The organism is Sulfurivermis fontis, assembly GCF_004001245.1.
GTDB classification, from domain to species: domain Bacteria; phylum Pseudomonadota; class Gammaproteobacteria; order Thiohalomonadales; family Thiohalomonadaceae; genus Sulfurivermis; species Sulfurivermis fontis.
In genome coordinates this window covers 2,830,655-2,856,119 of record NZ_AP018724.1, presented here as the reverse complement: position 1 = coordinate 2,856,119, position 25,465 = coordinate 2,830,655, and the positions used below count along the sequence as shown (strand labels likewise).

General features: G+C 59.3%; 20 protein-coding genes. 14 read left to right on the top strand and 6 right to left on the bottom strand.

Annotated elements, in window-relative coordinates; translation table 11 throughout:
- The first annotated feature begins 17 nt into the window (after window positions 1-17).
- Entirely contained in the window at window positions 18-929 is a 912-nt protein-coding gene (locus EP379_RS14270) for an ABC transporter substrate-binding protein (protein WP_172600503.1), read from the top strand.
- Window positions 926-3,301, top strand: coding sequence for a response regulator (locus EP379_RS14265; RefSeq protein ID WP_127478443.1), 2,376 nt, complete (start codon window positions 926-928; stop codon window positions 3,299-3,301). Before EP379_RS14270 ends, EP379_RS14265 begins: the two co-directional genes overlap by 4 nt.
- Here EP379_RS14265 and rhlB read toward each other — a convergent pair.
- Window positions 3,298-4,566, bottom strand: coding sequence for an ATP-dependent RNA helicase RhlB (rhlB, locus tag EP379_RS14260; protein WP_127478442.1), 1,269 nt, complete (start codon window positions 4,564-4,566; stop codon window positions 3,298-3,300). The genes EP379_RS14265 and rhlB overlap by 4 nt on opposite strands.
- Before the next feature lie 141 nt (window positions 4,567-4,707).
- On the opposite strand from rhlB, the gene trxA reads away from it, so the two are divergent.
- Both trxA and rho read left to right on the top strand, forming a co-directional pair.
- Window positions 4,708-5,034 (top strand): thioredoxin TrxA, encoded by a 327-nt coding sequence (gene trxA, locus EP379_RS14255; protein ID WP_127478441.1) that lies wholly within the window; start codon window positions 4,708-4,710, stop codon window positions 5,032-5,034.
- Window positions 5,035-5,236: 202 nt separating this feature from the next.
- Complete coding sequence (rho, locus tag EP379_RS14250) at window positions 5,237-6,493, top strand: transcription termination factor Rho (RefSeq protein ID WP_127478440.1); 1,257 nt, start codon at window positions 5,237-5,239, stop codon at window positions 6,491-6,493.
- A 100-nt stretch (window positions 6,494-6,593) separates the two neighbouring features.
- Here the strand turns inward: rho and EP379_RS14245 are convergent, their stop codons facing one another.
- On the bottom strand, window positions 6,594-9,071 hold the full coding sequence (locus EP379_RS14245; protein WP_127478439.1) for a glycogen/starch/alpha-glucan phosphorylase: 2,478 nt from the start codon (window positions 9,069-9,071) through the stop codon (window positions 6,594-6,596).
- Window positions 9,072-9,262: 191 nt separating this feature from the next.
- Here EP379_RS14245 and rpmE point away from each other — a divergent pair, with 191 nt between their 5' ends.
- Window positions 9,263-9,469, top strand: coding sequence for a 50S ribosomal protein L31 (gene rpmE, locus EP379_RS14240; protein WP_127478438.1), 207 nt, complete (start codon window positions 9,263-9,265; stop codon window positions 9,467-9,469).
- 101 nt (window positions 9,470-9,570) lie between these two features.
- Window positions 9,571-10,830 (top strand): malic enzyme-like NAD(P)-binding protein, encoded by a 1,260-nt coding sequence (locus tag EP379_RS14235; protein WP_127478437.1) that lies wholly within the window; start codon window positions 9,571-9,573, stop codon window positions 10,828-10,830.
- Between the two features lie 169 nt (window positions 10,831-10,999).
- Here the strand turns inward: EP379_RS14235 and EP379_RS14230 are convergent, their stop codons facing one another.
- Both EP379_RS14230 and EP379_RS14225 read right to left on the bottom strand, forming a co-directional pair.
- Window positions 11,000-11,626 carry a hypothetical protein gene (locus EP379_RS14230; protein ID WP_127478436.1) on the bottom strand — a complete coding sequence of 209 codons (627 nt, stop codon included), beginning with the start codon at window positions 11,624-11,626 and terminating at the stop codon, window positions 11,000-11,002.
- A 2-nt stretch (window positions 11,627-11,628) separates the two neighbouring features.
- Window positions 11,629-14,004: a penicillin-binding protein 1A gene (locus EP379_RS14225; protein WP_232023920.1), complete on the bottom strand. Its 2,376-nt coding sequence runs from the start codon at window positions 14,002-14,004 to the stop codon at window positions 11,629-11,631.
- Window positions 14,005-14,250: 246 nt separating this feature from the next.
- Here EP379_RS14225 and EP379_RS14220 point away from each other — a divergent pair, with 246 nt between their 5' ends.
- The 8 genes from EP379_RS14220 to rrtA all read left to right on the top strand — a co-directional run bounded on the left by EP379_RS14220 (window position 14,251) and on the right by rrtA (window position 23,653).
- A complete protein-coding gene (locus tag EP379_RS14220; protein WP_127478434.1) occupies window positions 14,251-15,324 on the top strand; it encodes a pilus assembly protein PilM in 1,074 nt (357 codons plus the stop codon).
- Complete coding sequence (locus tag EP379_RS14215; RefSeq protein ID WP_127478433.1) at window positions 15,324-15,878, top strand: PilN domain-containing protein; 555 nt, start codon at window positions 15,324-15,326, stop codon at window positions 15,876-15,878. The genes EP379_RS14220 and EP379_RS14215 overlap by 1 nt, the downstream gene beginning before the upstream one ends.
- 9 nt (window positions 15,879-15,887) lie before the next feature.
- A complete protein-coding gene (locus EP379_RS14210) occupies window positions 15,888-16,535 on the top strand; it encodes a type IV pilus inner membrane component PilO (protein WP_127478939.1) in 648 nt (215 codons plus the stop codon).
- Window positions 16,536-16,555: 20 nt separating this feature from the next.
- Window positions 16,556-17,104, top strand: coding sequence for a pilus assembly protein PilP (locus EP379_RS14205; RefSeq protein WP_172600501.1), 549 nt, complete (start codon window positions 16,556-16,558; stop codon window positions 17,102-17,104).
- A 20-nt stretch (window positions 17,105-17,124) separates the two neighbouring features.
- Window positions 17,125-19,275 (top strand): type IV pilus secretin PilQ, encoded by a 2,151-nt coding sequence (locus tag EP379_RS14200; protein ID WP_232023919.1) that lies wholly within the window; start codon window positions 17,125-17,127, stop codon window positions 19,273-19,275.
- A gap of 26 nt (window positions 19,276-19,301) precedes the next feature.
- Window positions 19,302-19,850, top strand: coding sequence for a shikimate kinase AroK (gene aroK, locus EP379_RS14195; RefSeq protein ID WP_127478431.1), 549 nt, complete (start codon window positions 19,302-19,304; stop codon window positions 19,848-19,850).
- 607 nt (window positions 19,851-20,457) lie between these two features.
- The gene (locus EP379_RS14190) at window positions 20,458-22,923 is read left to right on the top strand and encodes a glycogen/starch/alpha-glucan phosphorylase (protein ID WP_232023918.1); all 2,466 of its coding nucleotides are present in this window, start codon (window positions 20,458-20,460) and stop codon (window positions 22,921-22,923) included.
- 151 nt (window positions 22,924-23,074) lie between these two features.
- Window positions 23,075-23,653: a rhombosortase gene (gene rrtA / locus EP379_RS14185; RefSeq protein WP_172600500.1), complete on the top strand. Its 579-nt coding sequence runs from the start codon at window positions 23,075-23,077 to the stop codon at window positions 23,651-23,653.
- Here rrtA and EP379_RS14180 read toward each other — a convergent pair.
- Both EP379_RS14180 and EP379_RS14175 read right to left on the bottom strand, forming a co-directional pair.
- Window positions 23,625-24,551: a hypothetical protein gene (locus EP379_RS14180; RefSeq protein WP_127478428.1), complete on the bottom strand. Its 927-nt coding sequence runs from the start codon at window positions 24,549-24,551 to the stop codon at window positions 23,625-23,627. The two genes, rrtA and EP379_RS14180, sit on opposite strands and share 29 nt — an antisense overlap.
- Window positions 24,552-24,685: 134 nt before the next feature.
- On the bottom strand, window positions 24,686-25,399 hold the full coding sequence (locus EP379_RS14175) for a pseudouridine synthase (RefSeq protein WP_127478427.1): 714 nt from the start codon (window positions 25,397-25,399) through the stop codon (window positions 24,686-24,688).
- Window positions 25,400-25,465 lie beyond the last annotated feature (66 nt).

The following is a 25,465-nucleotide window of genomic DNA, read 5'->3' as shown; positions in this document are numbered from 1 at the left end:
AATCGGGTGCAGGCCGGATGCCTGCGCTGGCGCTGCTGTTTTGTCTGCTGGCCATGCCGCTGCTGGCTGTCGCCGAGTTGCCTCGTGTGTTGGTGGTGGGGGGAGAAAATACCTATCATTGGGCCGTATTTGCCGCCATGCGCCAGGCCCTTGCGCGCGATAGCGCGCACTATGAACTGGTCTACCGCACCGTCGAGCAGTATCGATCCGACAGCGGCAGCAGGCCTGTCTTGCGGGTGGCGGTGGGTGTGGCCGCGGCACGCACACTGAGCGCTGCGCGGGAGGACGCGCCGCTGCTTTGCGTGTTGTTGCCGCGGGATGATTATCTGGCACTAGCGCGGTCTGCGGGCACGGAAATGAGCGGCCTGTTCCTCGAACAGCCATTGTCGCGTTACCTGGCCCTGTTACGTCTGGCCTTGCCGCAGCGCGATCAGGTCGGTGCCGTACTTGGGCCGGTGTCCGCTGCGTTGGCCGCTGACTTGCGCCAGGCCGGTGAGCGGCAGCGGCTGCAGATCACGACGGCGAGCATCACCGCCGAGCGCGAACTGACCGCGGCCATGGAGCAGGTGATGCGACCGTCGGGGGTGCTGCTGGCGCTGCCCGATCCGGTCGTCGTCAATGCCGACACGGCGCGTACTTTGATCATGACGGCCTATCACCGGGGCATTGCCCTGGTGGGGTATTCCCAGGCCCTGGCCAAGGCAGGTGCCCTGATGGCAGTGCATTCAACACCGGAACAGTTCGGTCAGGATGCGGGTGAGATGGTGCGGGCGGCTCTGTCGGCCAGCCCGGTACATCTGCCGCCAGCGCGCCATCCGGCCTATTTCACGGTTTCGGTGAATTATCAGGTCGCGCGGGCGCTGGAGCTGAATCTGCCGCCGGAAGACCGACTGGCTGCCCTGGTGCGGCAGCAGGAGGTGGCGCAATGAAGACCTGGAGCATTACACGAAAGGTGTTGCTGCTCGCCCTGGTGCCGGGGACGGTCATTGCCCTCACGCTGTCGGCCTATTTCACCTCCCTGCAGCTGCAGGCTCTGGACCGCGCCCTGCGCGAGGAAGGTTCCGTGCTGGCCACACAGTTCGCGCCGGCGAGCGAATATGGTGTGGTGTCGGGCAACCAGGAGATGCTGGCGCGCCTGGCGACATCCATGCTGCAGCGCCGTGACGTCGTATGGATCGGTGTGCGTGATACCCAGGGCGCGGTGTATCAGCAGGTGGGCCAGGTGCGTTTTGACTGGCATAACATCGCGACCAATCCGGATGCCGATGGTGTCTGTGCCGAATCCCGGAAGTCGCTGTTGTTTTGCGCACCGATACGCAAGACCCGCCTCCAGGTGAGCGACTTTCCGGATGTGAACCAGGAGCACTCCGGGAACGATATCATCGGTTGGGTGTTCGTGGAAATGTCCACCGAGGCCAATGCCCGGCGCCGCGTCGAGGTCATGGCCCAGTCGCTGGTGCTGACCAGCCTGTTGCTGTTCATTACCAGCCTGTTTGCCATCTACATCGGTTACCAGATATCCCGTCCCATCGTTGCCATGACCGAAACGGTGCAAAAGGTGGCGCGCGGTAACCTCGACGTGCGCACCCAGGTCAACGGCGGCGGTGAAATCAATTCGCTGGCTCAGGGCATAAACGGCATGATTGCCTCGTTGGCCTCCGGGCGTGACGAAATGTTGCGGCGCATCGATCACGCCACGGCACAACTGCGCGAGACCCTCTCGTCCCTGGAGCAGAAGAATCTTGCCCTGGATGAGGAGCGCATGCGGGCCCAGGCCGCCAGTCATGCCAAGAGCCAGTTTCTGGCCAACATGAGCCATGAAATACGCACGCCGCTGAGTGGCATCATCGGCATGCTGGGCTTGCTGGAGAAAACCGATTTGCAGCCCAATCAACGCGCCTATGTAACCAATCTGTCACTGGCGGCCGATGCGTTGCATACCCTGCTCAACGACATCCTCGATCTGTCGCGCATCGAGGCCGGCAAGCTGCAGCTCCTGGAACAGACCTTTTCACCCCGCCAGTTGCTGGACGAGGTGGCGTTGATGCTGGCCTGTTCGGCGCATGAGAAAGGACTCGATCTAATCTGTCATACGGCCGCAGATATCCCGGAGTTGGTGCGCGGCGACTCCCTGCGCCTGCGCCAGGTACTGATCAATCTGGTGTCCAATGCCATCAAGTTCACTGAGTCCGGTTCGGTGGTGGTGCGCGCCTTCTCCTTGGCAGGGGAATCTGCCCCGGATGCCCGCAGCTGGGTTCGTTTCGAGGTCGAGGACACCGGCATCGGCATCCCGGCCGATCGGCAACAGAGCATCTTCGACAGTTTCACCCAAATCGACTCCTCCAATACCCGCCGCTACAGCGGCAGTGGTTTGGGCACCACCATCGCCCGTGAACTGGTTCAACTGATGGGCGGACGGATAGGCTTGTTCAGTGCCGAGGGGCAGGGCAGCCTGTTCTGGTTCGAGTTGCCGTGGACCGTGGAGGCAACGGCTGCGATAGCAGATGCGCCGGCCGTGCTGCACGGCCTGTCTGTGGTGATCGTCCAGCAGGACAATGAGGGGCGGCGTGCCCTGCAAGATCTGGCGCTACGCCTCGGGCTGAATGTGAAGGCCACGGCGGACGGAGCCGCAGTGGCAGGGTTGATTGTGTCCAGCGCACCACCGGTGCTGGTGATGCTGGTGGAGCACGGTCGCGAAGCGTCCTGGCTGGAACTGGCGCACCAGTTGCGCCAGGACAAGAAGACGGAACATGTTTTGCTCTGTCACGTGACATTCTTCAATGGTGACAGCGACGCCGTTCTATTCGACGGCCAGATGAACAAGCCGGTGACACTGGAGTCGCTGCGTGACACGTTGCAAGCGCTGTTGCAGCATCAGCCCCGGATGAGTGCCGCCCGCAACGGGATGGCGCTGCCCACGGTGTTGCCCGCGGCAGTACAGCGCCGGGTGCTGCTGGCGGAGGATAACCGCATAAATGCCCTGGTAATCCGCAGTTTTCTGGAACAGGCCGGTCATCGCGTCGTTTGGGTTGAGAACGGTGCCGATGCGCTGGCGATGCTGGCGCGCGGTCATTTTGACCTGGTGCTGATGGACATGCGCATGCCGCAGGTGGATGGCCTGGAGGCCACACGGCGCTGGCGCATGGAAGAGCCGGCCGGGCAGCGCACGCCCATTGTCGCGCTTACGGCCAATGCCACGGTCGAAGATCGGGAGCGCTGCCTGGCGGCAGGAATGGATGCATTTCTGTCCAAGCCGGTGGAACAGGAACAGCTGCTGGCGTTGCTGGAACGACTGGGCTAGCGGCGACGACGGCCTCCGCCGCCACCGGAGCGGCGCGGGCCGCCGCGCTTGTCGGGATGGCGGCGGTGTTCCGACTTCACCGGTGGCAGCGGTTCGCGCAGCAACTCGCTGCTGATGCTGCTGACCGGGATCTTGTGGCCGACATAGGCCTCGATGTCCATCAGCGAGAAGGCGTATTCCTCGCAGGCAAAGCTGATCGCCTCGCCGCTGGCGCCGGCCCGCGCGGTGCGGCCGATGCGATGTACGTAGTCCTCGGCATCCTGCGGCAGGTCGTAGTTGAATACGTGGGTGACGTCGGGGATGTGCAGGCCGCGTGCCGCCACGTCGGTGGCGACCAGCATGGGGAACGCACCGGATTCGAACTGGGCCAGCAGGCGCTGGCGTTTTTGCTGCGGCACGTCGCCGGAGAGGATGGCGGTCTTGTAACCGTTGCCTTCCAGATAGGCCCATACACGATCCGCGGCGCGCTTGGTATTGACGAAAACGATGGCACGCGTCGGCCGCAATTTGTGCAACAGGCCGAGCAGCAGCGGAATCTTTTCATTGCTGGCGGGAAAATACATCTCCTGCTTGACCCGATCGGCGGTGACCTTGTCCGGCTCCACCTCCACCAGGGTGGGGTTGTTCATGTGTTCGTAGGCCAGCTCCGTCACGCGCAACGACAGGGTGGCGGAGAACAGCATGCTGAGGCGCTGGTGTGGCGGAGGCATGCGCCGCAGCATGTAGCGCAGATCGGCGATGAAGCCGAGGTCGAACATGCGGTCCGCCTCGTCCACCACCATCACCTGGATGGCCTTCAGATCGAAGACATGCTGCTTGAAATAGTCGATCAGGCGGCCGGGTGTGCCGATGAGGATATCCACGCCCTGTTCGATGGTGCTGCGCTGCTGTTCGTAACCGGTGCCGCCGTAGGCCAGGCCGAGCTTGAGGCCGGTGTAGCGGCCGAGAATGGCAGCGTCGTGGTGAATCTGGATCGCCAGTTCACGCGTCGGGGCCAAAATCAGTGCCCGCGGTTGATTGATGCGCCGCGTCGGCGCACCGGGATCGCGCAGCAGGTGGTTGTAGACCGCAATCAGGAAGGCGGCGGTCTTGCCGGTGCCCGTTTGCGCCTGCCCGGCCACATCGATGCCTTGCAAGGACAAGGGCAGGGTATTGGCCTGAATTGGCGTGCAGTTTGAAAATCCAGCTTCTTCAATACCTTGCAGCAACGATGCCGGGAGATCGAAGTCCGTGAAGCGGGTGTCCGTCAGATGCGTTTCGCTCATGGGGCAAGGAGCATACCAAAAACGCATCGGTTATGGGCTTGCATTGGCGGGCGGATTCGGCTCAAATGTGGGTCCAAGGCTCAACAACGAACAAGCCTGGCCGTGCGGTCTGCGGTCACGGGCACGATGGAGGCAATTCCCTTGAGCGACAAAATCGTTTACGTAACCGACGACACCTTCGAGCGGGAAATCATCAAGGCCGAAGGCCCTGTGCTGGTCGACTACTGGGCCGATTGGTGCGGTCCCTGCAAGATGATCGCCCCGATCCTCGACGAGATCGCCGAGGAATACAGCGGCCGCCTCAAGGTGGCCAAGCTGAATATCGATGAGAACCCCAACACCCCGCCAAAGTTCGGCATCCGTGGCATTCCCACCCTGATGCTGTTCAAGAACGGCAATGTCGAGGCGACCAAGGTCGGTGCCGTTTCCAAGTCGCAACTGACCGCGTTTATCGACAGCAACCTGTAATCCACGGCACGGCGTCCGGCCAGGGCTGGACGCCGTGAGCAGTTGGTGGTAGATTTTCCCGCAGTTCCCCTAAGATACAAGAACTAGCACCGGCCCCCGGCCATTCCCCAAGACAGCATGCAGGCCCCCAGAGTGGCCCTACTGTCGATCCTGAACACCCCCATATCACGTTGCAATCCACGCTCCATCCAACGGCTTGACCATGAATCTGACCGAACTCAAGAGAAAACCCGCCGCCGAACTGATTGAATTGGCCGAGTCCCTCGGCATCGAGGGCGCCTCACGCTCACGCAAGGAAAACGTCATCTTTTCCCTGCTCAAGGCCACGGCCAAGGGCGGTGAGGATATCTGCGGTGACGGTGTACTGGAAATTCTGCAGGACGGATTCGGTTTCCTGCGTTCCGCCGACAGTTCCTACCTGGCCGGTCCTGACGACATCTATGTATCACCCAGTCAGATCCGCCGCTTCAACCTGCGCACCGGCGACACGGTTACCGGCAAGATTCGGCCGCCGAAGGAAGGCGAGCGCTATTTCGCGTTGCTCAAGGTCGATACCATCAACTATGAGCCGCCGGAGAACGCCAAGAACAAGGTGCTGTTCGAGAATCTGACGCCGCTGCATCCCAATGAGCGTCTCAACCTCGAACTGGGCAACGGTAGTACCGAGGACATCACCGCCCGCGTCATCGATCTGGTGGCGCCCATCGGCAAGGGGCAGCGCGGCCTCATCGTCTCGCCGCCCAAGGCCGGTAAGACCATGCTGCTGCAGAACATCGCCCACTCCATCACCCACAACCACCCCGAATGCTTCCTCATCGTTCTACTCATTGACGAGCGTCCGGAAGAAGTGACGGAAATGGCACGCTCGGTGCGCGGCGAGGTGGTGTCGTCCACCTTCGACGAGCCGGCCAGCCGCCATGTGCAGGTGGCCGAGATGGTGATCGAAAAGGCCAAGCGCCTGGTGGAGCACAAGAAGGATGTGGTGATTCTGCTCGACTCAATCACGCGTCTGGGGCGCGCCTACAATACCGTCATCCCGTCCTCCGGCAAGGTGCTCACCGGCGGTGTCGACGCCAATGCCCTGCACCGTCCCAAGCGTTTCTTCGGCGCGGCGCGCAATATCGAGGAAGGCGGCTCACTCACCATCATCGCCACCGCCCTGATCGACACAGGCTCGCGCATGGATGACGTGATCTATGAAGAGTTCAAGGGCACCGGCAACATGGAGATCCACCTCGATCGCCGCATCGCCGAGAAGCGCATCTACCCGGCCATCAACATCAATCGTTCCGGCACCCGCCGCGAAGAGCTGCTCACCGATGCCGATGAGCTGCAGAAGATGTGGATCCTGCGCAAGCTGCTGCATCCGATGGACGAGCTGGCGGCGATGGAATTCCTGTTCGACAAGCTCAAGGCCACCAAGACCAACGGCGATTTCTTCGACTCCATGAAGCGCTGATCAGAACCGGTTGCGGAAGCACCGCGGGCGCAGGCAACACCATGGTATGCGGTGTTGCCTGCGCCCTCTGCGTTTTCAGGGGGGCAGCGGCATCCTGCGGTCAGCCGGACACGGGTTTGACGTCCCACACCTGACTTGCATATTCGCCGATGGTACGGTCGCTGGAGAAGCGGCCCATGCGCGCCACGTTGAGAATCGCGCGGCGCGTCCACTCCTCGCTGTCGCGGTACAGCTCCGCCACCCGCTCCTGACACTGCACGTAGGAGGCATAGTCGGCCAGCAGCAGATAGTGATCGCCGCCCTGCAACAGTGCCTCGACGGTGGGCCGGAAGCGGTCTGGTGCGTCGGGCGAGAAATAGCCGTTGCCGATCATGTCCAGTACCTCGCGCAGCTCGTCGTTGCCGTGGTAATAATCCCACGGATTGTGACCGCGTGCCCGTATCTCCTTCATTTGTGGTACATCCAGGCCGAAGATGAAAATGTTGTCCTCGCCCACGGCTTCCCGGATCTCGATATTGGCGCCGTCCAGCGTACCGATGGTCAGCGCGCCGTTCAGCGCCAGCTTCATGTTGCCGGTGCCGGAAGCCTCGGTGCCGGCGGTGGATATCTGCTCCGACAGATCGGCAGCGGGGATGATTGCACCGGCGGAGCTGACGTCGTAGTTGGGCAGGAACACTACCTTGAGCAGGCCATGCACTTGCGGGTCGTGGTTGACGATGTCGGCCACCGCATTGATCAGGTGGATGATGCGCTTGGCGGCGGTGTAGCCCGGTGCCGCCTTGCCGCCGAAGATGACTGTGCGCGGCACAGTATCCAGGTCCGGGTTGCGGCGGATGCGGTTGTACAGCGTGATTACGTGCAGCACATTGAGCAGCTGGCGCTTGTACTCATGAATACGCTTGATCTGCACATCAAACAGCGAGTCGACATTTACCTCCACACCTATTTGCTGACCGATGCGCGCAGCGAGGCGTGCCTTGTTGGCGCGTTTGACGGCACTGAATTCGGCCCGGAAGGCGGCATCCTCGGCCAAGGGCTCCAGCCGCCGCAGCTGCTCGAGATCTGTTTTCCATTCTTCGCCGATGTGCTTACTGATCAGCGCCGACAGGCCGCGATTGGACTGATTCAGCCACAGTCGCGGCGTGATGCCATTGGTGATGTTGATGAATTTGTCGGGGAAGTGGCGGTGGAAGTCGGCGAAGATGGTGTCGCGCATGAGTTGGGAGTGCACTGCCGCGACGCCATTGACGCGATGGCTGCCGACGATGGCCAGGTGGGCCATGCGGATGCGTCGCTCGCCGCTTTCGTCGATGAGCGACATGCGGCGTAGTAGGTCCACATCACCGGGATTTTTGTGCATCACGTCCTGCAGGAAGCGGTGGTTGATTTCGTAGATGATCTGCAAATGACGCGGCAGCAGCTCCTCGAACATCGCCACCGGCCAGGTTTCCAGCGCCTCGGGCAGCAGGGTATGGTTGGTGTAGGCGAAGGTGTCGACGGTCAGGGCCCAGGCCTTGTCCCAGCTGAGGTGGTGCACGTCGAGCAGAATGCGCATCAGCTCCGGGATGGCGATGGAGGGGTGGGTGTCGTTGAGCTGGATCGCCACCTTGTCAGCCAGCAGGTCGAAGTTGCCGTGCACCTTGCGGTAGCGATAGAGGATGTCCTGCAGCGAGGCGCTGACGAAGAAATATTGCTGCATCAGGCGCAGTTCGCGGCCAACGGTGGTGGTGTCGGCCGGATACAGCACCTTGGACAGGTTCTCCGAGCGCGTCTTGTCCTCCACCGCCTTGATGTAGTTGCCCTCGTTGAAGTATTTGAGCTCGAAGTCACGGGTGGCCTTGGCCGACCACAGGCGCAGGTTGTTGACGGTATCGACGCCATAGCCGGGGATCGGTGTGTCGTAGGCCATGGCCATGACTTGGTCGGTGTCGATCCAGCGGTGGCGCAGTTCGCCGCGTTCGTTGGGATACTCCACCACGTGGCCGCCGAACTTGATGGGGTAGAGCACTTCCGGGCGGGGAAACTCCCAGGGATTGCCGTAGCGCAGCCAGTTGTCCGGGTGTTCCACCTGGCGTCCGTTTTCGATGCTCTGGCGGAACATGCCGTATTCGTAGCGGATGCCGTAGCCGTAGCCGGGCAGGCGCAGGGTGGCCATGGAGTCGAGAAAGCAGGCGGCGAGGCGGCCGAGACCGCCGTTGCCCAGGGCGGCGTCATACTCCAGTTCCACCACCTCTTCCAGATCCAGCCCCAGTTCCTGCAGGGCACGGGCGCACTCCTCGTAGAATCCCAGATTGAGCAGGCTGTTGGTCAGGGTGCGGCCGATGAGAAATTCCATCGACAGGTAGTAGATCCGCTTGGCATCGGCGGTGTAATAGCTGCGCATGGTTTCCATCCACCGCTCGATGAGGCGGTCGCGTACGGCATAGGCTAGGGAATGGAACCAGTCGCGGTCGGTAGCGGTGTAGGAGTCCTTGCCGACGGTAAAGATCATGCGGTTGGCCAGGGAGTGCTTGAGGGAGGCCGCATCCAGTCCCTGGTAGTCGTATTTGAAGCTCTGTGAAGATGGCTTGCTGGGCATGTATCTGTCCATTGCCTGGGCGGGAAAGAGATTGGACTTAGAATAACCCGGATGGCGCCCCTGATATAGCGGGGCGCGGGCGGCTTGCTGACGGCGGGGATTTTACGTATGATCACCACCTTTTTCGCGTGCGGTGCCCGGCCTTGGCACGGGTGGCGGCACGCATGGAACCCCACACAGAGGTTGTGACCATGAAGCAGGCTATCCACCCCGAATACAATGAAATTACCGTGACTTGCAGCTGCGGTAATACCTTCAAGACCCGCTCCACCGTGGGCCGTGACCTGAGCCTGGACGTGTGCGCCATGTGCCACCCGTTCTATACCGGCAAGCAGAAGATTGTCGACACCGCCGGCCGCGTGGATCGCTTCCGCCAGAAGTACGGCATGAAGAAGTAACAGCACCGGTCCCGGCGCTGATACGAGGGGTGTCCGGTGGGCACCCCTTGTCGTTTGCGCCGGGCATTTTTGGCTGCCAGACCTCGCGGAGCGCAAGCCACATGACGACCCCGACTCTTACTGCGCGTGAACAGGCCGCGCTCGATTACCATTCCCAGCCGATGCCGGGCAAGATCGCCACGGCCATCACCAAACCCTGCGCCACCCAGGCGGAGCTGAGCCTGGCCTATACGCCCGGTGTGGCCGTGCCGGTGCTGGCCATCAAGGACGACCCTGCCGCCGCCTACCGCTATACCGGCAAGGGCAACCTGGTGGCGGTGATCAGCGACGGCACGGCGGTGCTGGGACTCGGCAACGTCGGCCCGCTGGCCGGCAAGCCGGTGATGGAAGGCAAGGGCGTGTTGTTCAAGCGCTTTGCCAACGTGGATGTGTTCGATATCGAGGTGCAGGCGGAGTCGCCGCAGGCCTTCATCGACACCGTGGCGCGCATCGCCCCCACCTTCGGCGGCATCAACCTGGAGGACATCGCGGCGCCACACTGCTTCGAGATCGAGGCGGCCCTGCAGGCGCGGCTGGATATCCCCGTGTTCCATGACGATCAGCATGGCACTGCCATCATCATCGGCGCCGGCCTGCTCAATGCGCTGGAATTGCAGGGCAAGAGTCTGGCCGAGGCGCGCATCGTCTGTCTCGGTGCCGGTGCTGCGGGCATCGCCTCGATGAATCTGCTGGTGGCCCTCGGCGCCATGCGTGAGAACATCACGCTGGTGGACCGCAAGGGCGTGATTCACAGTGGCCGTGACGATCTCAGTGTCTACAAGCAGCAGTTCGCCCTCACCACCGAGCGCCGTACCCTGCTCGATGCCATGACCGGTGCAGACGTGTTCATCGGCGTGTCCGGCCCCGATCTGGTGAGCCGTGAGGCGCTGGCGGCAATGGCGCCGCGCCCGGTGGTGTTCGCCCTGTCCAATCCGGTGCCGGAGATCCGCCCCGAGGTGGCACGCGAGGTGCGCGACGACCTGATCATGGCCACCGGCCGCAGCGACTATCCCAATCAGGTCAACAACGTGCTGGGCTTTCCCTTCATCTTCCGCGGCGCCCTCGACGTGCAGGCGAAGAGCATCAACCGTGAAATGCAGATTGCGGCGGTGGAGGCCCTGCGCCAGCTGGCTCATGAGCCGGTGCCGGCGGAGGTGCTGCAGGCTTATGGCCTGGAGAGCCTGAGCTTCGGCCCCGACTACATCATTCCCAAGCCGTTCGATCCACGCCTGATTACCCATGTGCCGCCTGCCGTGGCGCGTGCCGCCGTTGTTACCGGGGTGGCACGGGCACCGTGGCCGGCGCATTATCCTCCGCTCTGATTTTTGTTTCTGGACAATGAACAAGGCCGCCGGATGGAAATTCGGCGGCCTTGTTCATTTGTAACTGAAGTGCATCGCGGGAGGTTAGGGACGCTTTGAATAAGTTCAGAGCTTCCGCGGCACAGGGATGGCGTGGTTTTGTCCACGGATGGACTTGTTCAGACCTTCCTTAGGTGGTGCCACCCAGCAATTGCGCTACAGCCGCAGCATCGGCGCGTTGCATGGGGCGGTTGTCCACCGGGCTCAAGGGACGGCGGCGCAGGCTCTGGGCCGGAAAGACGGTTAACTCCACAGTGACATCGCCGGCGACGAAGCGATAGAGGGGCAGGTTCTCCCATGTCTCCAGCGTATAGCGGACGCGCCGCTCGTCATGCTCGCAGGGGATGTTCCGTTCCAGCAGAAACAGTGCCACGGCCTCTGCAGTGTCGGCAAACAGGTGCAGATGCACGGGTGAGTGGGGCGGTGCCGTCCCGGCCAGCACCGGACCGACCAGACGGGGTTCGAAGGGGGCGAGCAGGCGCATGGCCTGCAGGGCCGTCTGACGCAAATGCCGCAATTGCTTGGTTTGGCCGTCTGCCTGGAACAGGGTGCGGTACTGCAGCATGGCCTGCTCGATGGCGGCATTGTCAGGCGTCTGGCGCAGGGTGATGCCGAGGCGACTGACCGCCTTGCGCCTGGCGTCGTCGAAACCCGCGGCTTCACCCTGCGCCAGCAGACGAGCTGCCTCCTGCACCACCTGCTGGTAGGCGCGGGAGTCACTGCCGGAGCGGGTGGCCGCGCCGCGTCGTCGCTTCATGGCTAGAACAGTTGTTCCGACAGGTTGCCGGCGTCCTCTCCAGCGGGTGTGCCGTTGGCCATCGCAGGCGTAGGCTCCGTTACGACATCCTCGCTGCGGAACACTTCGAAGATGGCATTCGGGTTGGTACCGTTGGTGAATTCGCCGGTTTCCGCGTCGATGCGTGCCGTGACCAGTCCTGGCGGCTGTTGCAGCGGCAACTGTGGTACATCACGCAGCGCCTCAGCCATGAAGTCGATCCACATCGGCAGTGCGGCACGGGCGCCGGTCTCCTGGTTGCCGAGCGGGCGGGGTGTGTCGAAACCAACCCAGGCGGTCACGGCGAGGGCCTGGTTGTAACCGGCGAACCAGGCGTCACGTTGTTCGTTGGTAGTCCCCGTCTTGCCAGCCAGATCCTTGCGGCCCAGTGCCAGTGCCTGACGGCCGGTACCGTAGCGAATCACGTCCTGCATCATGCTGGTGCTGATATAGGCGGTGCGGGCATCCAGAACCCGCGGCGCCAAGCCGGCCGGGTTCGCGGATGGCGGCGGTGGTTCCTGTGTCGGCGTTTCCTCCAGAGTTTGGTTCGGAGCCTCGTCGGGAGACGTCGTTTCACATTCGTTGCAGGCCCGTAGGGGTGCTGCCTGATAGATGATGTTTCCGGCAGCATCTTCCACCCGCTCGATGAAGTAAGGTTCGACAAGGAAGCCGCCGTTGGCGAAGACCGTATAACCGCGCGTCAATTCCATGGGGGTGAGGCTGCCACTGCCCAGGGACAGGGACAAGTCGCGCGGCAGCTTGCTGCGGTTGAAGCCGAAGCGCTCCAGATACTCCAGGGTGTAGCCGATGCCGATAGAGCGCAGTACCCGGATAGAGACCAGGTTGCGTGAATTGGTTAGCGCCACGCGTAGACGCGTAGGTCCATAAAAGCGGCCACTGTAGTTTTCCGGACGCCATGCGCTTTCCAGCTCTGCATCCTCGAATACCACCGGTGCATCGTTTACCACTGTGGCCGGGGTGAACCCCTTGTCGAGGGCGGCCGCGTAGATGAAGGGTTTGAAACTGGAGCCGGGCTGGCGCTCTGCCTGAATGGCGCGGTTGAACTTGCTGTGGAAAAAGTCGAAGCCACCGGTCAGTGCCTGCAGGGCGCCATCCTGCGGGCGCAGCGCTACCAGGGCGGCGCCGGTATCGGGAACTTGCGACAGATGCCAGCTGCAGTCGTCCTGCAGCTGAATACGGATGATGTCGCCTACCTTCAATATGTCAGCCGCACGCACCGGGTCTGGGCCGAGGGTGTTTTCGTCGACATGGCGGCGCGCCCAAGCCAGTCCCGGCCACTCGATGAGCACCATGCCGACGGCAGGGTGATAAGCAATCACGGACTGTTCCTCAAGGGCGACAACCAGGGCGGGACGCAGGTTGCCAATGATGCCGTAGCCGCTCAGCGCCTGATCCCAGGCATCGAACGACGCATTCTTCGCCAGGTCGATATGGGCCTCGGCACCACGGTAGCCGTGGCGTTGATCGTAGGCGAGCAAGGCATCGCGCAGAGCCTTGTTGGCGGCAGTTTGCAGACGGGTGTCGATGGTGGTGTAGACCTTGTAACCGGCGGTGTAGGCATCGTTGCTATAGCGATCCACCATCCAGGCGCGGGCCATTTCGGCGACATAGGGGGCCTCCGCGTCGGGTGTCATCACGTGCAGGCTGGCAGTGACGCCACTGGCGACGGCTGCGTCGTATTGGTCCTGCGATATATAGCCCAGAGATAGCATGCGGCCCAGTACGTAGTTGCGGCGGTTCAGTGCGGCGGATGGGTTGCTCACCGGATTCATGGTGGACGGTGCCTTGGGCAGTCCGGCAAGCATGGCGTACTGAGCCAGGGTCAGATCGTGAATATCCTTGCCATAATAGGTTTGTGCGGCAACGGCAACGCCATAGGCACGCTGGCCAAGAAATATCTTGTTGAGGTAGAGCTCGAGGATTTCCTCCTTGCTCAGCTCACGATCGATTTTCAGGGCCAACAGTATTTCCGTGATCTTGCGGGTATAGGTCTTTTCCGGGGTGAGGAAAAAGTTGCGCGCTACCTGCATGGTGATGGTGCTGCCGCCCTGGCCTTTTTCACCGGTGCGTAGCAGGTGTGCCGCCGCACGCAGCAAGCCCTGGTAATCGACGCCGGGGTGTTCGAAAAAGCGATCATCCTCGGCTGCCAGAACCGCCTTGACCATCAGATCGGGTATATCCTTATAGGCCAGGGGGGTGCGTTTCATCTCGCCGTATTCACCGATGAGTTCGCCGCCACGAGCGTACACTCGCAACGGTACCTGCATGCGGACATCTTTCAGGGTGTCGGTGGAAGGGAGCGTGGGGGCGATCTGCACATAGAGTATGACCGCTGCCACTCCGCCCAGCAGGCAGAGGGTAATTAGGCCCCATAGCAGGAGGCGGAGGAGTTTCCGAGGGCTTTTCATCAGGGGTGGGCTTTGCGACGGCATCAACACATCCGGATAACGGCTTGGAGTATAAAGGTTTTGCTGTCTCGGAACTATGCGCAGGTTGGCGAAATTATTTGTTGACCCGCAGTTGACACTGGTATTTAATGTAGTAAAACATATATATCTCCTAACATAGGGGTTTATAAAGGAAAAATGTTCTCGATAGCCCAGCTCTTGCAAGGAAGTAAGCCATCGATACTCGGACTCGATATCAGCACGACTGCGGTCAAGCTGCTGGAGCTGAGCAAGAGTGGCGACCGTTACCGGGTGGAAAGCTATGCGGTCGAACCGCTGCCACCTAACTCCGTGATCGAGAAGAATATTTCCGATGTTGATGCGGTTGGCGAGGCCATCAAGCGGGCGGTCAAGCGCTCCGGCAGCAAGGCCAAGCATGCCGCCGCCGCCGTAGCCGGCTCGGCGGTAATCACCAAGGTCATTTCCATGCCCGCCAACCTCTCGGATGCCGAGATGGAAAGCCAGATCCAACTGGAGGCGGATCAGTACATTCCCTACCCCCTGGAGGAAGTAAACCTGGATTTCCAGGTTCTTGGCCCTTCGGACAGTGACGCGACCCGCGTCGATGTCTTGCTGGCAGCCTCACGCAGCGAAAACGTGGATGTGCGCGTGGCAGCAATCGAACTGGCGGGCCTGACTGCCAAGGTCATCGATGTCGAGGCCTACGCCATGGAAAATGCCTTCACCCTGATTGCGGCGCAACTGCCGGAACGGGGTGTGGACAAGACCATTGCCGTGGTCGACGTCGGTGCGACGATGACCACGCTTAACGTCCTGCACGACCTCAAGACGATTTACACCCGCGAACAGGTGTTCGGCGGCAAGCAACTGACCGAGGAAATCCAGCGCCGCTACGGTCTCTCCTACGAGGAAGCTGGCATGGCCAAGCGTCAGGGCGGCTTGCCGGACAACTACGTTCCTGAAGTGCTGGACCCGTTCAAGGAGGCGATGGCCCAGCAGGTCAGCCGCTCACTCCAGTTTTTCTTCTCATCCAGCCAGTTCAACAGTGTTGATCAAATCGTATTGGCCGGTGGTTCCGCCTCCATAACCGGCGTCGATGAGTTGATCGAGGCCAAACTGGGAGTGCCGACCATGGTGGCAAATCCCTTTACCAACATGAGTATCGCGCCCAGGATCAAGGCTCAGGTGCTGAGTAATGACGCTCCGGCCCTGATGATTGCCTGTGGCCTGGCCCTGCGGAGCTTCGACTAATGGCGCGCATAAATCTTCTTCCCTGGCGTGAGGAACTGCGCAAGGAACAGCGCAGGCAGTTTTTCGTCATGTTGGGTGGTTCCGCCTTCCTGATGTTGCTGGTGGTGGGCTATGTGCATCTGCACATCAACGGCATGATTCAGAATCAGGAGTCACGTAATAGTTATCTGCAGACGCAAATCAAGGAAGTCGAGTCCAAAATAAAAGAGATCGACAACCTGGAGCGGCAAAGACAACAGTTGCTTGCGCGCATGAAGGTAATCGAGCAGTTGCAGGGTAATCGCTCCGAAATTGTTTACCTGTTCGAGGAGTTGGCGAAGGCGGTGCCGGAAGGTTTGTATCTAACCAATGTCAAGCAAAGCGGACGTAATCTGACGATTCAGGGACAGGCACAGTCGAACGCGCGTGTTTCAACTTTTATGCGTAATCTGGATGCTTCTCCTTGGTTCGAAAATCCTGTGCTTGAGATAATCCAGACTGACAGCAAAGCGGACAAGGGGATGCGATCGTTCACCCTTCGGGTAAGCCAAGCATCGACCGCTGAAAAGGAATAAACCATGGCACTGGATCTGTCGCAATTCAGGAATCTAGATCCCAACAACATCGGCAGTTGGCCAGCAGTTGCGAAGGGCGGGTTGATTGGCTTGGTTTGTGTTGTGGTGCTGGGGCTCGGTTATTGGTTTGATACCAAGGAGCAGTTGGCTGCGTTGGAACGTTCGCGCCAATCGGAAATCAAGCTCAAAAAGGACTTTGAAGCGAAACAGGCCAAGGCTGTCAATTTGGATGCCTATCGACAACAGATGGTGGAAATGGAGGAATCGTTCGGCACCATGCTGCGTCAGTTGCCGAGCAAGACGGAAGTGGCAGATTTGCTAGTAGATATTACTCAGACAGGTTTGGCGAGTGGTTTGGAGTTTGAGATATTCAAGCCAGGTGGCGACACTCCAAAAGAGTTCTATGCTGAACTTCCCATCCAGATCGTTGTTAACGGTGCATATCACTCATTTGGCGAGTTTGTGAGTGGTGTGGCGGCTCTGCCGCGTATCGTCACTCTCCACGATATAAATATATCGAGGTCGACAAAAAAAGGTGCCAAGAGTGATGAATTGATAATGCAAGCAAATGCCAAAACTTATCGATATCTGGATGAAGAAGAAATTGCTGCTGCGCGCAAGAGTCAGGCCGCAGCGAAGAAGAAGGCGCGGCGCTGATGTCGATAGAGGGGAATATAATGGTTATGGTTCCACATATTGCACCTCGTTCCGTGGCGCGCATCATCGCAATATGCGTATTGTCTGTGCTGGGTGTGGCGGCATGTACGAGCGATAGCCATACCGACCTTGCCAATTACGTAGCAGAAGTGAAGGCGCGCAAAGCCGGGCGGATACCTCCTCTGCCGGAAATCAAAGGCTACGAGTCATATGCTTATAAAAAAGAAAATCTGCGTGATCCGTTCAAGCCGACAGTAGAAGAAGCAATAGCCGAGAGTGTCGCTGATCAAGGCCTGCAGCCTGATGTTGAACGAAACAAGGAGCCGTTGGAAGCATTCCCGCTGGACTCTCTGCAGTTCGTTGGCCATCTTGAGCAGGAGGGGCGTGTCTGGGCTGTAATTACCGCGCCGGACAGCATGGTGTACCGTGTCGAAGAAGGAAATTACGTGGGGCAGAACTTCGGCCGGATTGTTCATATTAGTGAAACCCAGATTGACGTGCGGGAGATTGTCCCCAACGGTCTGGGAGGATGGACAGAGCGTGATGCTACATTGATGTTGGCAGAATAAGTGTCATGGAGTGCGCAAGAATGAATGCTGGTGGAAAAATATTTATGGCCCATAGGTCGGGAGATACGCAGATGCAACGTGCTATGAATCTAGGTCGCAGGCTGACGGCATTGGTTGCACTGGCTCTGCTGGCAGTGGGTGCTGCTCGAGCGGCGTCCCTGACACTTGATGAAATTACCTACGCTTCATTGCCGGGTGACAATGTTCAAATCAGGTTGGACCTTTCCGGTGAGGCGCCAAAGCCCGGCACGTTTACCATTGACAATCCGGCGCGCATCGCCCTGGACCTGCCTGGCATTGCTCTGGGTGAAGTACAAAAAAATCAGACCATTGGTATTGGTGTCGCACGGGGTATTCAGGCTGTTGAGGCGGGTGGGCGCACAAGAGTTGTGATTAATCTGGTGCGTCTTGTGCCTTACCAGGTGCAGACGGAGGAACGCGCAATTGTTGTGACCTTGGGGCAGGCTGCGACTGCAGTGTCCCCCGTTTCTGCAAGTGCCAAGACGGCCGAAGCTGCTGTGGAAGCGTCGTCTCGCAATCGATTGACCAATATTGATTTCCGTCGTGGTGAGAATGGTGAAGGCCGCATAGTTGTCGACCTGTCTAATTCTGGCATTGTGGCGGATATTACCGAGGAGGCCGGCAAGGTTGTAGTGGAGTTCTTGGCTACGAACCTGCCGGAGGAGCTGGAGCGCCGCCTTAACGTTGTCGACTTTGCGACACCGGTTGAGACTGTAGATACATTCACACGGGGCAATAATGTCCGTATGGAGATCGGTGCGAGCGGCAAATATCAGCATCTGGCCTATCAGACGGGGCAAACGCTGATTATCGAGGTCCAGCCGGTGTCCAAGGCCGAAGAGGATGCCTTGCGTAAGGAAAAAGAGCAATACACAGGAGAGAAGCTGTCGCTCAATTTCCAAAATATCGAAGTTCGTGCCGTGCTGCAGTTGTTGGCTGATTTCACTGGGATGAATCTCGTTACCAGTGACAGCGTGCGTGGAAATATTACTTTGCGTCTGAAGAACGTGCCGTGGGATCAGGCGCTGGATATCATCCTTAAGGCGCGTGGTCTTGGGATGCGTCAGATGGGCAATGTAGTAATGATTGCACCAACCGATGAGCTTGCCGCACGTGAAAAGTTAGAGCTGGAAGCACAGAGGCAATTACGCGAACTTGCGCCGCTATACAGCGATAGTATTCAAGTTAACTATGCGAAGGCCAGTGATTTGGCTGCTTTGCTCAAGTCCAAAGATAACTCTCTTCTTTCTGAGCAGGGGAGTATTACGATCGACGAGCGCACCAATAAATTGCTGGTAAAAGATACCGCGGAGAATTTGGTAGCTATTAGGAAGCTTGTGACTGAGCTCGATATTCCCGTGCGGCAGGTATTGATCGATTCGCGCATCGTTCTTGCAACTGATAACTTCAATAAAGAATTGGGTGTGCGCTTCGGTGTTACTAGTACGCCGGAGTTCCCACCCACCTCCCGAGATACTGCTGTTACTTCCGGTAGCCTGAATGCAACAACACAGGTAATTAATGGTGAAACGATTACCGCACCCGATCGGTATAATGTGAATTTACCAGTTACTAATCTAGCAAGTACTGCCGGCACTATTGGCATTGCACTGGCTCGTTTGCCGCTCGGGACGCTGGTGGAGTTGGAACTGTCAGCTGCACAAGCCGAGGGGAAAACAGAAGTGGTATCCAGCCCGCGTGTAATTACTGCTAATCAGCAGGAAGCAACAATTGAGCAGGGCGTGGAAATACCCTACCAGCAAGCTACTTCAAGTGGAGCTACGAACATTACCTTCAAGAAGGCGGTACTCAGCCTGAAAGTGACACCGCAGATTACACCGGATGATCGCATTATTATGGATTTGAAAGTCAACAAGGATAGCCCGGATTATGCGCGCTCGATTTTGGGTCAACCGCCTATCAATACACAAAATGTAACAACACAGGTGTTAGTTGATAATGGCGAAACGGTTGTGCTCGGTGGTGTGTACGAGCAGACCAAGCAGAATCAGGTCAATAGAGTTCCGTTCTTCGCCGATCTCCCGCTGATTGGTGCGTTGTTCCGTAACAGTTATAACAAGGATGAAAAATCCGAGCTGCTGATCTTTGTTACTCCCAAGATCATGAAGGACATGTCCGTTGCCCGCTGATTTGATTGCTGGTGTATTCTTGACCGATGGCGAAACATGACAATCTATTTCTTGTCGGCCCCATGGGGGCCGGCAAGACAACCATCGGTCGGCAGCTCGCCAATGTCTTGCAATGGGAATTCAAGGATAGCGATCATGAGATCGTGCGCCGGACCGGTGCCAGTATCCCGCTGATCTTCGACATCGAAGGTGAGGATGGCTTCCGCAAGCGTGAGCGGGACGTGATAGCCGACCTGACCGAGGAAAACAATCTCGTTCTTGCCACAGGTGGTGGTGCGGTTTTGTATGAAGAGAATCGCCGGCATTTGCACGAGCGGGGCGTGGTCATTTATTTGTTTGCTTCCATTGACCAGTTGCTCAAACGAACCGCGCGTGATCGCAATCGGCCACTGTTGCAGACAGCGGATCCGCGTGCCAAGTTGGAAGAACTGATGAGCGTGCGTGATCCGCTATATCGTGAGGTCGCGGACATGGTGCTGTACACTGATGATCGTTCCGTACGCAGTGTCATCAAGGAAATACTCATCCGGTTGGATGAGATGAACCATCCCTCAGCTAACGTGACAAGAAACTAATGGGTTCTTGCCACGTCCCCAGCCACAGCTTCAGCCACGTAGCTTCCAGGGCCTCGTAATCTTTGATTTGCTCCGCTCCGTGGGCGGCCTTACCACGATTGCCATAAACTCTTCTGTTCCTTGCCGGCATAGTCGGCACGGCACCATAGACATGCATGTCTATGAGTGTTTCGCTGACCAACTCGCGCATACGTAAGTAAGCTCAGAATAAGTTCAGAGCTTCCGCGCTACAGGGATGTGCCGCCAATTTTGAATGACAATAAGTTGTTGAAAACAAGACCTGTGGTGCTTGACAGAGCCGTTGATGGCGGCGTTCTGGCGGGGAGCCGGCAATGGGCAGCGTTAGGCCTAGAGGCAGTGGCACTGCTGGGCGGGGAAAACACACAGCAGGGGTGGGAAATCTGCGATTCATGCAGAGGCAGCAAAGTGTTCCCGACTGAGCACAACATTTCTGCCGGGCTATGCACCAATCTGGTGCGTGACCCGGCGGATTAGCGACTGCTAATCCACAGCCTGATTGGCTATAGTGTGCGGATTGTAATTTCGTGAATGTTTGGAGCTACCAATGTCCCCCTGCCCTGGCGATAAATTCCGCCCTAGCACTGCCATGACCGAACTGCCGGCACGTACCCTCGATGCGGACGGACTGGCATCCGATCTGAGGCGCCATTACTCCCATACCCTCGGCCGCGACAAATATTGTACTACCCCGCACTATGCCTATCAGGCGCTTGCCCTCACGGTGCGTGATCGGCTGATGGACCGCTGGAAAAATACCAATTATGCCTATATCGAGCAGGACAGCCGGCGCGCTTACTATCTGTCGCTCGAATACCTGATGGGGCGTGCGCTGGGCAATGCCATGCTCAATCTCGGCATTCAGGATGCGGCGACACAAGCACTTGGCGAACTGGGACTGGTGATGGAGGAGCTGGCCGATTGTGAGCGCGATGCGGGCCTCGGCAATGGCGGCCTCGGTCGTCTGGCGGCCTGTTTTCTCGATTCCTGCGCCACGCTGCAATTGCCGGTCATCGGCTATGGGCTGCGTTATGAGTACGGCATGTTCCGTCAGGAGATAGCTGATGGCCATCAGGTCGAGGAGCCGGATCACTGGTTGCGCAACGGCCATGTCTGGGAACTGGAGCGGCCGGAATATACCCAGCGCATACAGTTTGGCGGCCATACGGAAAGCTGGACCGATGAGTTTGGCAAGCTGCATGTGCGCTGGCTCAATACCCATGATGTGCTGGCCGTGCCCTATGACGTTCCCATTCCCGGTTATCGCAACGGTACGGTGAACACGCTGCGGCTGTGGAAATCTGCGGCCACAGACGAGTTCGATCTCGGCGAATTCAATGCCGGTTCCTATACAGAATCGGTGCGCGCCAAGAACGATGCCGAGCACATCACCATGGTGCTGTATCCCAACGATGCCTCGGAGAGCGGCAAGGAACTGCGCCTCAAGCAGCAGTATTTCCTTGCCTCGGCCTCGTTACAGGATGTATTGCGTCACTGGATCAAGTTTCACGGCAGCGATTTCAGCCAGTTTGCCGAGAAGAACTGTTTCCAACTCAACGATACTCATCCCACGATCGCTGTCGCTGAATTGATGCGTCTGCTGATGGATGTGAATGGCATGGAGTGGGAAGATGCCTGGGGCATCACCTCACGCACCATGGCCTATACCAACCATACGCTGCTGCCCGAGGCCCTGGAGAAGTGGCCGGTGCGTCTGTTCCGACGCCTGTTGCCGCGCCTCCTCGATATAATTTTCGAGATCAATGCCCGCTTCCTCAAACAGGTGGCACAGCGCTGGCCGGGGGATACAGAAAGACTGGCGCGCATGTCCATTATCGAGGAAAACCACGAGCAGATGGTGCGCATGGCCTATCTGGCGATCGTCGGTAGCTACTCCGTCAACGGCGTGGCTGCGCTACATTCGCAATTGCTCACGGAAGGGTTGTTCCGTGATTTTTACGAACTATGGCCGGATAAATTCAACAACAAAACCAATGGCGTAACCCAGCGTCGCTGGCTGGCAGCCTGCAATCCCGGGTTGAGTCGCCTGATCACTGAATCCATTGGGGGTGACTGGGTATCCGATCTGGCGCAACTACGCCGTCTGCTGCCGCTGGCTGACGACGCCTTGTTCCGGGAGCGCTGGCGCACGGTGAAGTTCGACAACAAGGTGCGCCTGGCCGCGTTGGTGCAAGACGACTGCGGTGTGAGTTTCGATCCCGAAATGATGTTCGATGTTCAGGTCAAGCGCATTCACGAGTACAAGCGCCAGTTGCTGAATGTACTGCATGTGATACATCTGTATGACCGTATCAAGCGTGGTGACATGGGAGACTGGACGCCGCGTGCCGTGCTCATCGGCGGCAAGGCTGCGCCGGGTTATGCCATGGCCAAGCGCATCATCAAGCTGATCAACAACGTGGCTGATGTCATCAATAGCGACCCGGATACCTTCGGTCTGCTGCGCTTGGCCTTTCTGCCCGACTACCGTGTCTCGGCGATGGAAGTCATCTGCCCTGGTACCGACCTGTCGGAACAGATCTCGACGGCCGGCAAAGAGGCATCGGGTACCGGCAACATGAAGTTCATGATGAACGGCGCGATCACCATCGGCACACTCGATGGTGCCAATATCGAAATTCGCGAAGAGGCAGGGGAGGAGAATTTCTTCCTGTTCGGGCTTACCGCCGCCGAGGTGGAGGCATTGCGCGGTAACTATGACCCCAATGCCATTATTGCAGCCGATGCCGATCTGATGCGCGTGATGGCCCTGATTGAAGCTGGCCAATTCAACCAGCTTGAGCCAGGTATCTTCGACTCTATCGTGCATGCTATCCGTAACCCGCACGACCCCTGGCTGGTTGCTGCCGACTTCCGTAGCTATGTCGATGCCCAGCGTCGAGCCGCTGCTGCCTACCGCGATCAGGATAGTTGGACGCGTATGAGCATCATCAATAGTGCCACCAGTGGAAAATTCTCTACCGATCGCACCATCAGTGAGTATGCCGCCGACATCTGGAAGCTGCAGCCGCTTGCAGCCTATGATGTAAAATGATTCGGCCTCAGCGTCAACCGCGGGAACGTTCAGAAGCGGCTCAGGCTGCCTCCCTACACTGCCGATCCATGCGTACAGCAACTCTGCTGCACATGTCGGTTGTGGTTGCATGATGATTACGTGGTCGGCGAGTTTTCGGACGGTGTGCCAAATGTTGCGGCAGTGGCGGTTGCCGCTGACTCTTGGGGTTGTCTGCGTGCTTGTGCAGTGGGCTGGTTGGAGTACGTACCTGCGTTATGAGCGCGCGTTGCTGAGCGCAGCCCCCTGGCGGCTGTTTACTGCCCATGTAGCCCATCTTGGTTGGGCGCATCTCGCCTTGAACCTGGTTGGCATGTTCCTGATCTGGATCTGGTGCGGCAGAGCCATGCGCACGGCGACATGGCTGTTCGCCTTTGTATGGTGCGCGTTTGCCATTGGTGCCGGACTGTATCTGTTTGCTACGGCCCTGGCGTGGTACGTGGGACTTTCCGGTGTGCTGCACGGCATGTTGGTGGCGGGGGCCGTGGCCATGTTGCCGCGGGAGCGACACAGGGCACGGCTGGTGCTTGTGGTTGTGGCTGCCAAGCTTGCCTGGGAACAGTTTGGCGGCAGCGAATTGCCGACAGCCCAGTGGGTGGGGGGCGGTGTAATCGTCGACGCCCACTTTTATGGAGCGCTCAGCGGATTGCTGTATGCCCTGTCCTTGCGGGTCCGCCGTAGCGTCAGGCCCAGAACGGATGCTGCTGGTTGAGGAACTCGTCCACCGTCAGATAGTGCGAGCCGTCGCAGGAGAAGGTGAGGCCGACGATGCCGTTCATGACGTTGAGCGAACCGGATCGCAGGTAGATGTTTTCGTCCGACTCGCGCAGCGCCTGGAAGCGTTCCAGCACGGAACGGATCTGCGCCGCCGGCACCTTGGCGTTGCGCGGATAGGGGCGGGCGGGATAGGCCAGCCAGATCTCCGGGTCGAGGATTTCGTCCACGCCGTGAAAGCGGTAGCTGTAGGGATCGTCGAACACCCAGAAGATGGCGCGCGAACTGGAGAAGTGCAGGATCACGTGATAGATGCCGTGGCTGCGCATCAGGGCATCGAGTGTGTCTACCACCTGGTCGATGTGCTGATCCAGGCGGCTGCGGCTGCGGCACTGGTTGAACACCCCGGCGCGGATCGCCGGGTCGCCCTTGTACTGCGTCCAGCCGGCGCCGGTGAAGGCGCTTTGCGGCAGCGGTATGGTATCCAGCTCGAACTCCGCCACCAGAAAGCCGCGCAGCATGTCGTCGCCGATCACCGCCTGGATGGCGGCGATGCGGCGTTTCAGGGTGTCCTCGTCGAGAAATACCGAGGTGAGCGTCATGCCGCGGAACGGCAGGTTGCCGGCATCGTAAGGCTGTTCGCTGAAACGGCGGCCGCGGCGGTGTTCCTCGACCTGCCCGGCGGTGATCCCGGCGGATATCTGCCGCGTGTCGGCGTCGCACACGTACAGACGTTGCGCATGGGGTACGCTGGCCATACCGTCTTGCAGCAGCGCGTCCAGCGCCGCCGGCTCCGGCCACACGGTGGCACAGCGTTCCGCCAGCGCCGCCAGCGGGGCCTCCAGCATGCGCGTCAGTTCCGCTTTTTTATAGAGAATGGCCTGTTTGAACCACATTGTGTTGCGTTGAATTCCGGGTTGTGAACCAGGGGCGGGCCTGGGCCTTTGCCATCAGGATACCTCTTTCTCGTTACAGGTTGCCGTCGCCAGAGGCAGTTTGTCGGACACCGCTATCGCTATGTCCGGTCACATTAACAGGCTGCCGCGTACGGGTAGCTCGCATTCCAACCCAGTCGCGCAAACAATTCTGTCACATCCGGCGGCAGCGGTGCGTGGATGACGACGGGCGCATTGCAGTAGGGATGGATGAAGCGCAACTCCGTGGCCATCAGCAGCAGGCGTTCACAGTCGAAGTGAGTGCGGAACAGGCGGTTGTGACGGCCTTCGCCGTAGGTGGTGTCGCCGACGAGGGGATGGAAGATGTGGGCGAAATGCTTGCGGATTTGGTGCATGCGCCCGGTTTCCGGTATTGCCTCAATCAATGAATAGCGCGCCTTGGGATAGCGGCCGACGGCGATGTCCAGCTCGACGGTGGCGAGGCGGCGCCAGGCGGTGACGGCATGCTGTGCCTCCTTGTGTTTCTCCTCGCGCAGCGGGTAGTCGATGACGCCTGCCTCCTCGGTCCAGCCGCGCACTACGGCGAGATAGCGCTTCTCCACCTGACGTGATTCGAATACTGCACACATGGCGCGTGCAGCTTCAGAACTCAGTGCGAACAGCAGCACGCCGGAGGTAGGCCGGTCGAGACGATGGATGATGAACACATGCCGGCCGAGCTGATCGCGCAGCCGCTGCATGGCGTATTCCGCCTCCTCGGCGATCCAGGTGCGGTGCACCAGCATGCCGGCGGGCTTGTCGATGGCGACATAGTGTTCGTCCTGGTAGAGGATGGCGAGCGGGTGCATAGCCGCACTTTACCAGAACCGCAGTCTGTATTTTTGCAGGGTGGATGAGCGTGTGGTGTCTATGAA

Bases quoted from the DNA above. Each gene is read 5' to 3' on its own strand.
- EP379_RS14205 (WP_172600501.1), top strand. From the start codon at position 16,556: ATGGTTATGGTTCCACATATTGCACCTCGTTCCGTGGCGCGCATCATC.
- rhlB (WP_127478442.1), bottom strand. From the start codon at position 4,566: ATGAGCGAAACGCATCTGACGGACACCCGCTTCACGGACTTCGATCTC.
- EP379_RS14215 (WP_127478433.1), top strand. From the start codon at position 15,324: ATGGCGCGCATAAATCTTCTTCCCTGGCGTGAGGAACTGCGCAAGGAA.
- EP379_RS14235 (WP_127478437.1), top strand. From the start codon at position 9,571: ATGACGACCCCGACTCTTACTGCGCGTGAACAGGCCGCGCTCGATTAC.
- EP379_RS14265 (WP_127478443.1), top strand. From the start codon at position 926: ATGAAGACCTGGAGCATTACACGAAAGGTGTTGCTGCTCGCCCTGGTG.
- EP379_RS14220 (WP_127478434.1), top strand. From the start codon at position 14,251: ATGTTCTCGATAGCCCAGCTCTTGCAAGGAAGTAAGCCATCGATACTC.
- EP379_RS14180 (WP_127478428.1), bottom strand. From the start codon at position 24,551: ATGTGGTTCAAACAGGCCATTCTCTATAAAAAAGCGGAACTGACGCGC.
- rrtA (WP_172600500.1), top strand. From the start codon at position 23,075: ATGTTGCGGCAGTGGCGGTTGCCGCTGACTCTTGGGGTTGTCTGCGTG.
- rpmE (WP_127478438.1), top strand. From the start codon at position 9,263: ATGAAGCAGGCTATCCACCCCGAATACAATGAAATTACCGTGACTTGC.
- EP379_RS14270 (WP_172600503.1), top strand. From the start codon at position 18: ATGCCTGCGCTGGCGCTGCTGTTTTGTCTGCTGGCCATGCCGCTGCTG.
- EP379_RS14245 (WP_127478439.1), bottom strand. From the start codon at position 9,071: ATGCCCAGCAAGCCATCTTCACAGAGCTTCAAATACGACTACCAGGGA.
- EP379_RS14190 (WP_232023918.1), top strand. From the start codon at position 20,458: ATGACCGAACTGCCGGCACGTACCCTCGATGCGGACGGACTGGCATCC.
- rho (WP_127478440.1), top strand. From the start codon at position 5,237: ATGAATCTGACCGAACTCAAGAGAAAACCCGCCGCCGAACTGATTGAA.
- EP379_RS14230 (WP_127478436.1), bottom strand. From the start codon at position 11,626: ATGAAGCGACGACGCGGCGCGGCCACCCGCTCCGGCAGTGACTCCCGC.
- aroK (WP_127478431.1), top strand. From the start codon at position 19,302: ATGGCGAAACATGACAATCTATTTCTTGTCGGCCCCATGGGGGCCGGC.
- EP379_RS14200 (WP_232023919.1), top strand. From the start codon at position 17,125: ATGAATGCTGGTGGAAAAATATTTATGGCCCATAGGTCGGGAGATACG.
- EP379_RS14175 (WP_127478427.1), bottom strand. From the start codon at position 25,399: ATGCACCCGCTCGCCATCCTCTACCAGGACGAACACTATGTCGCCATC.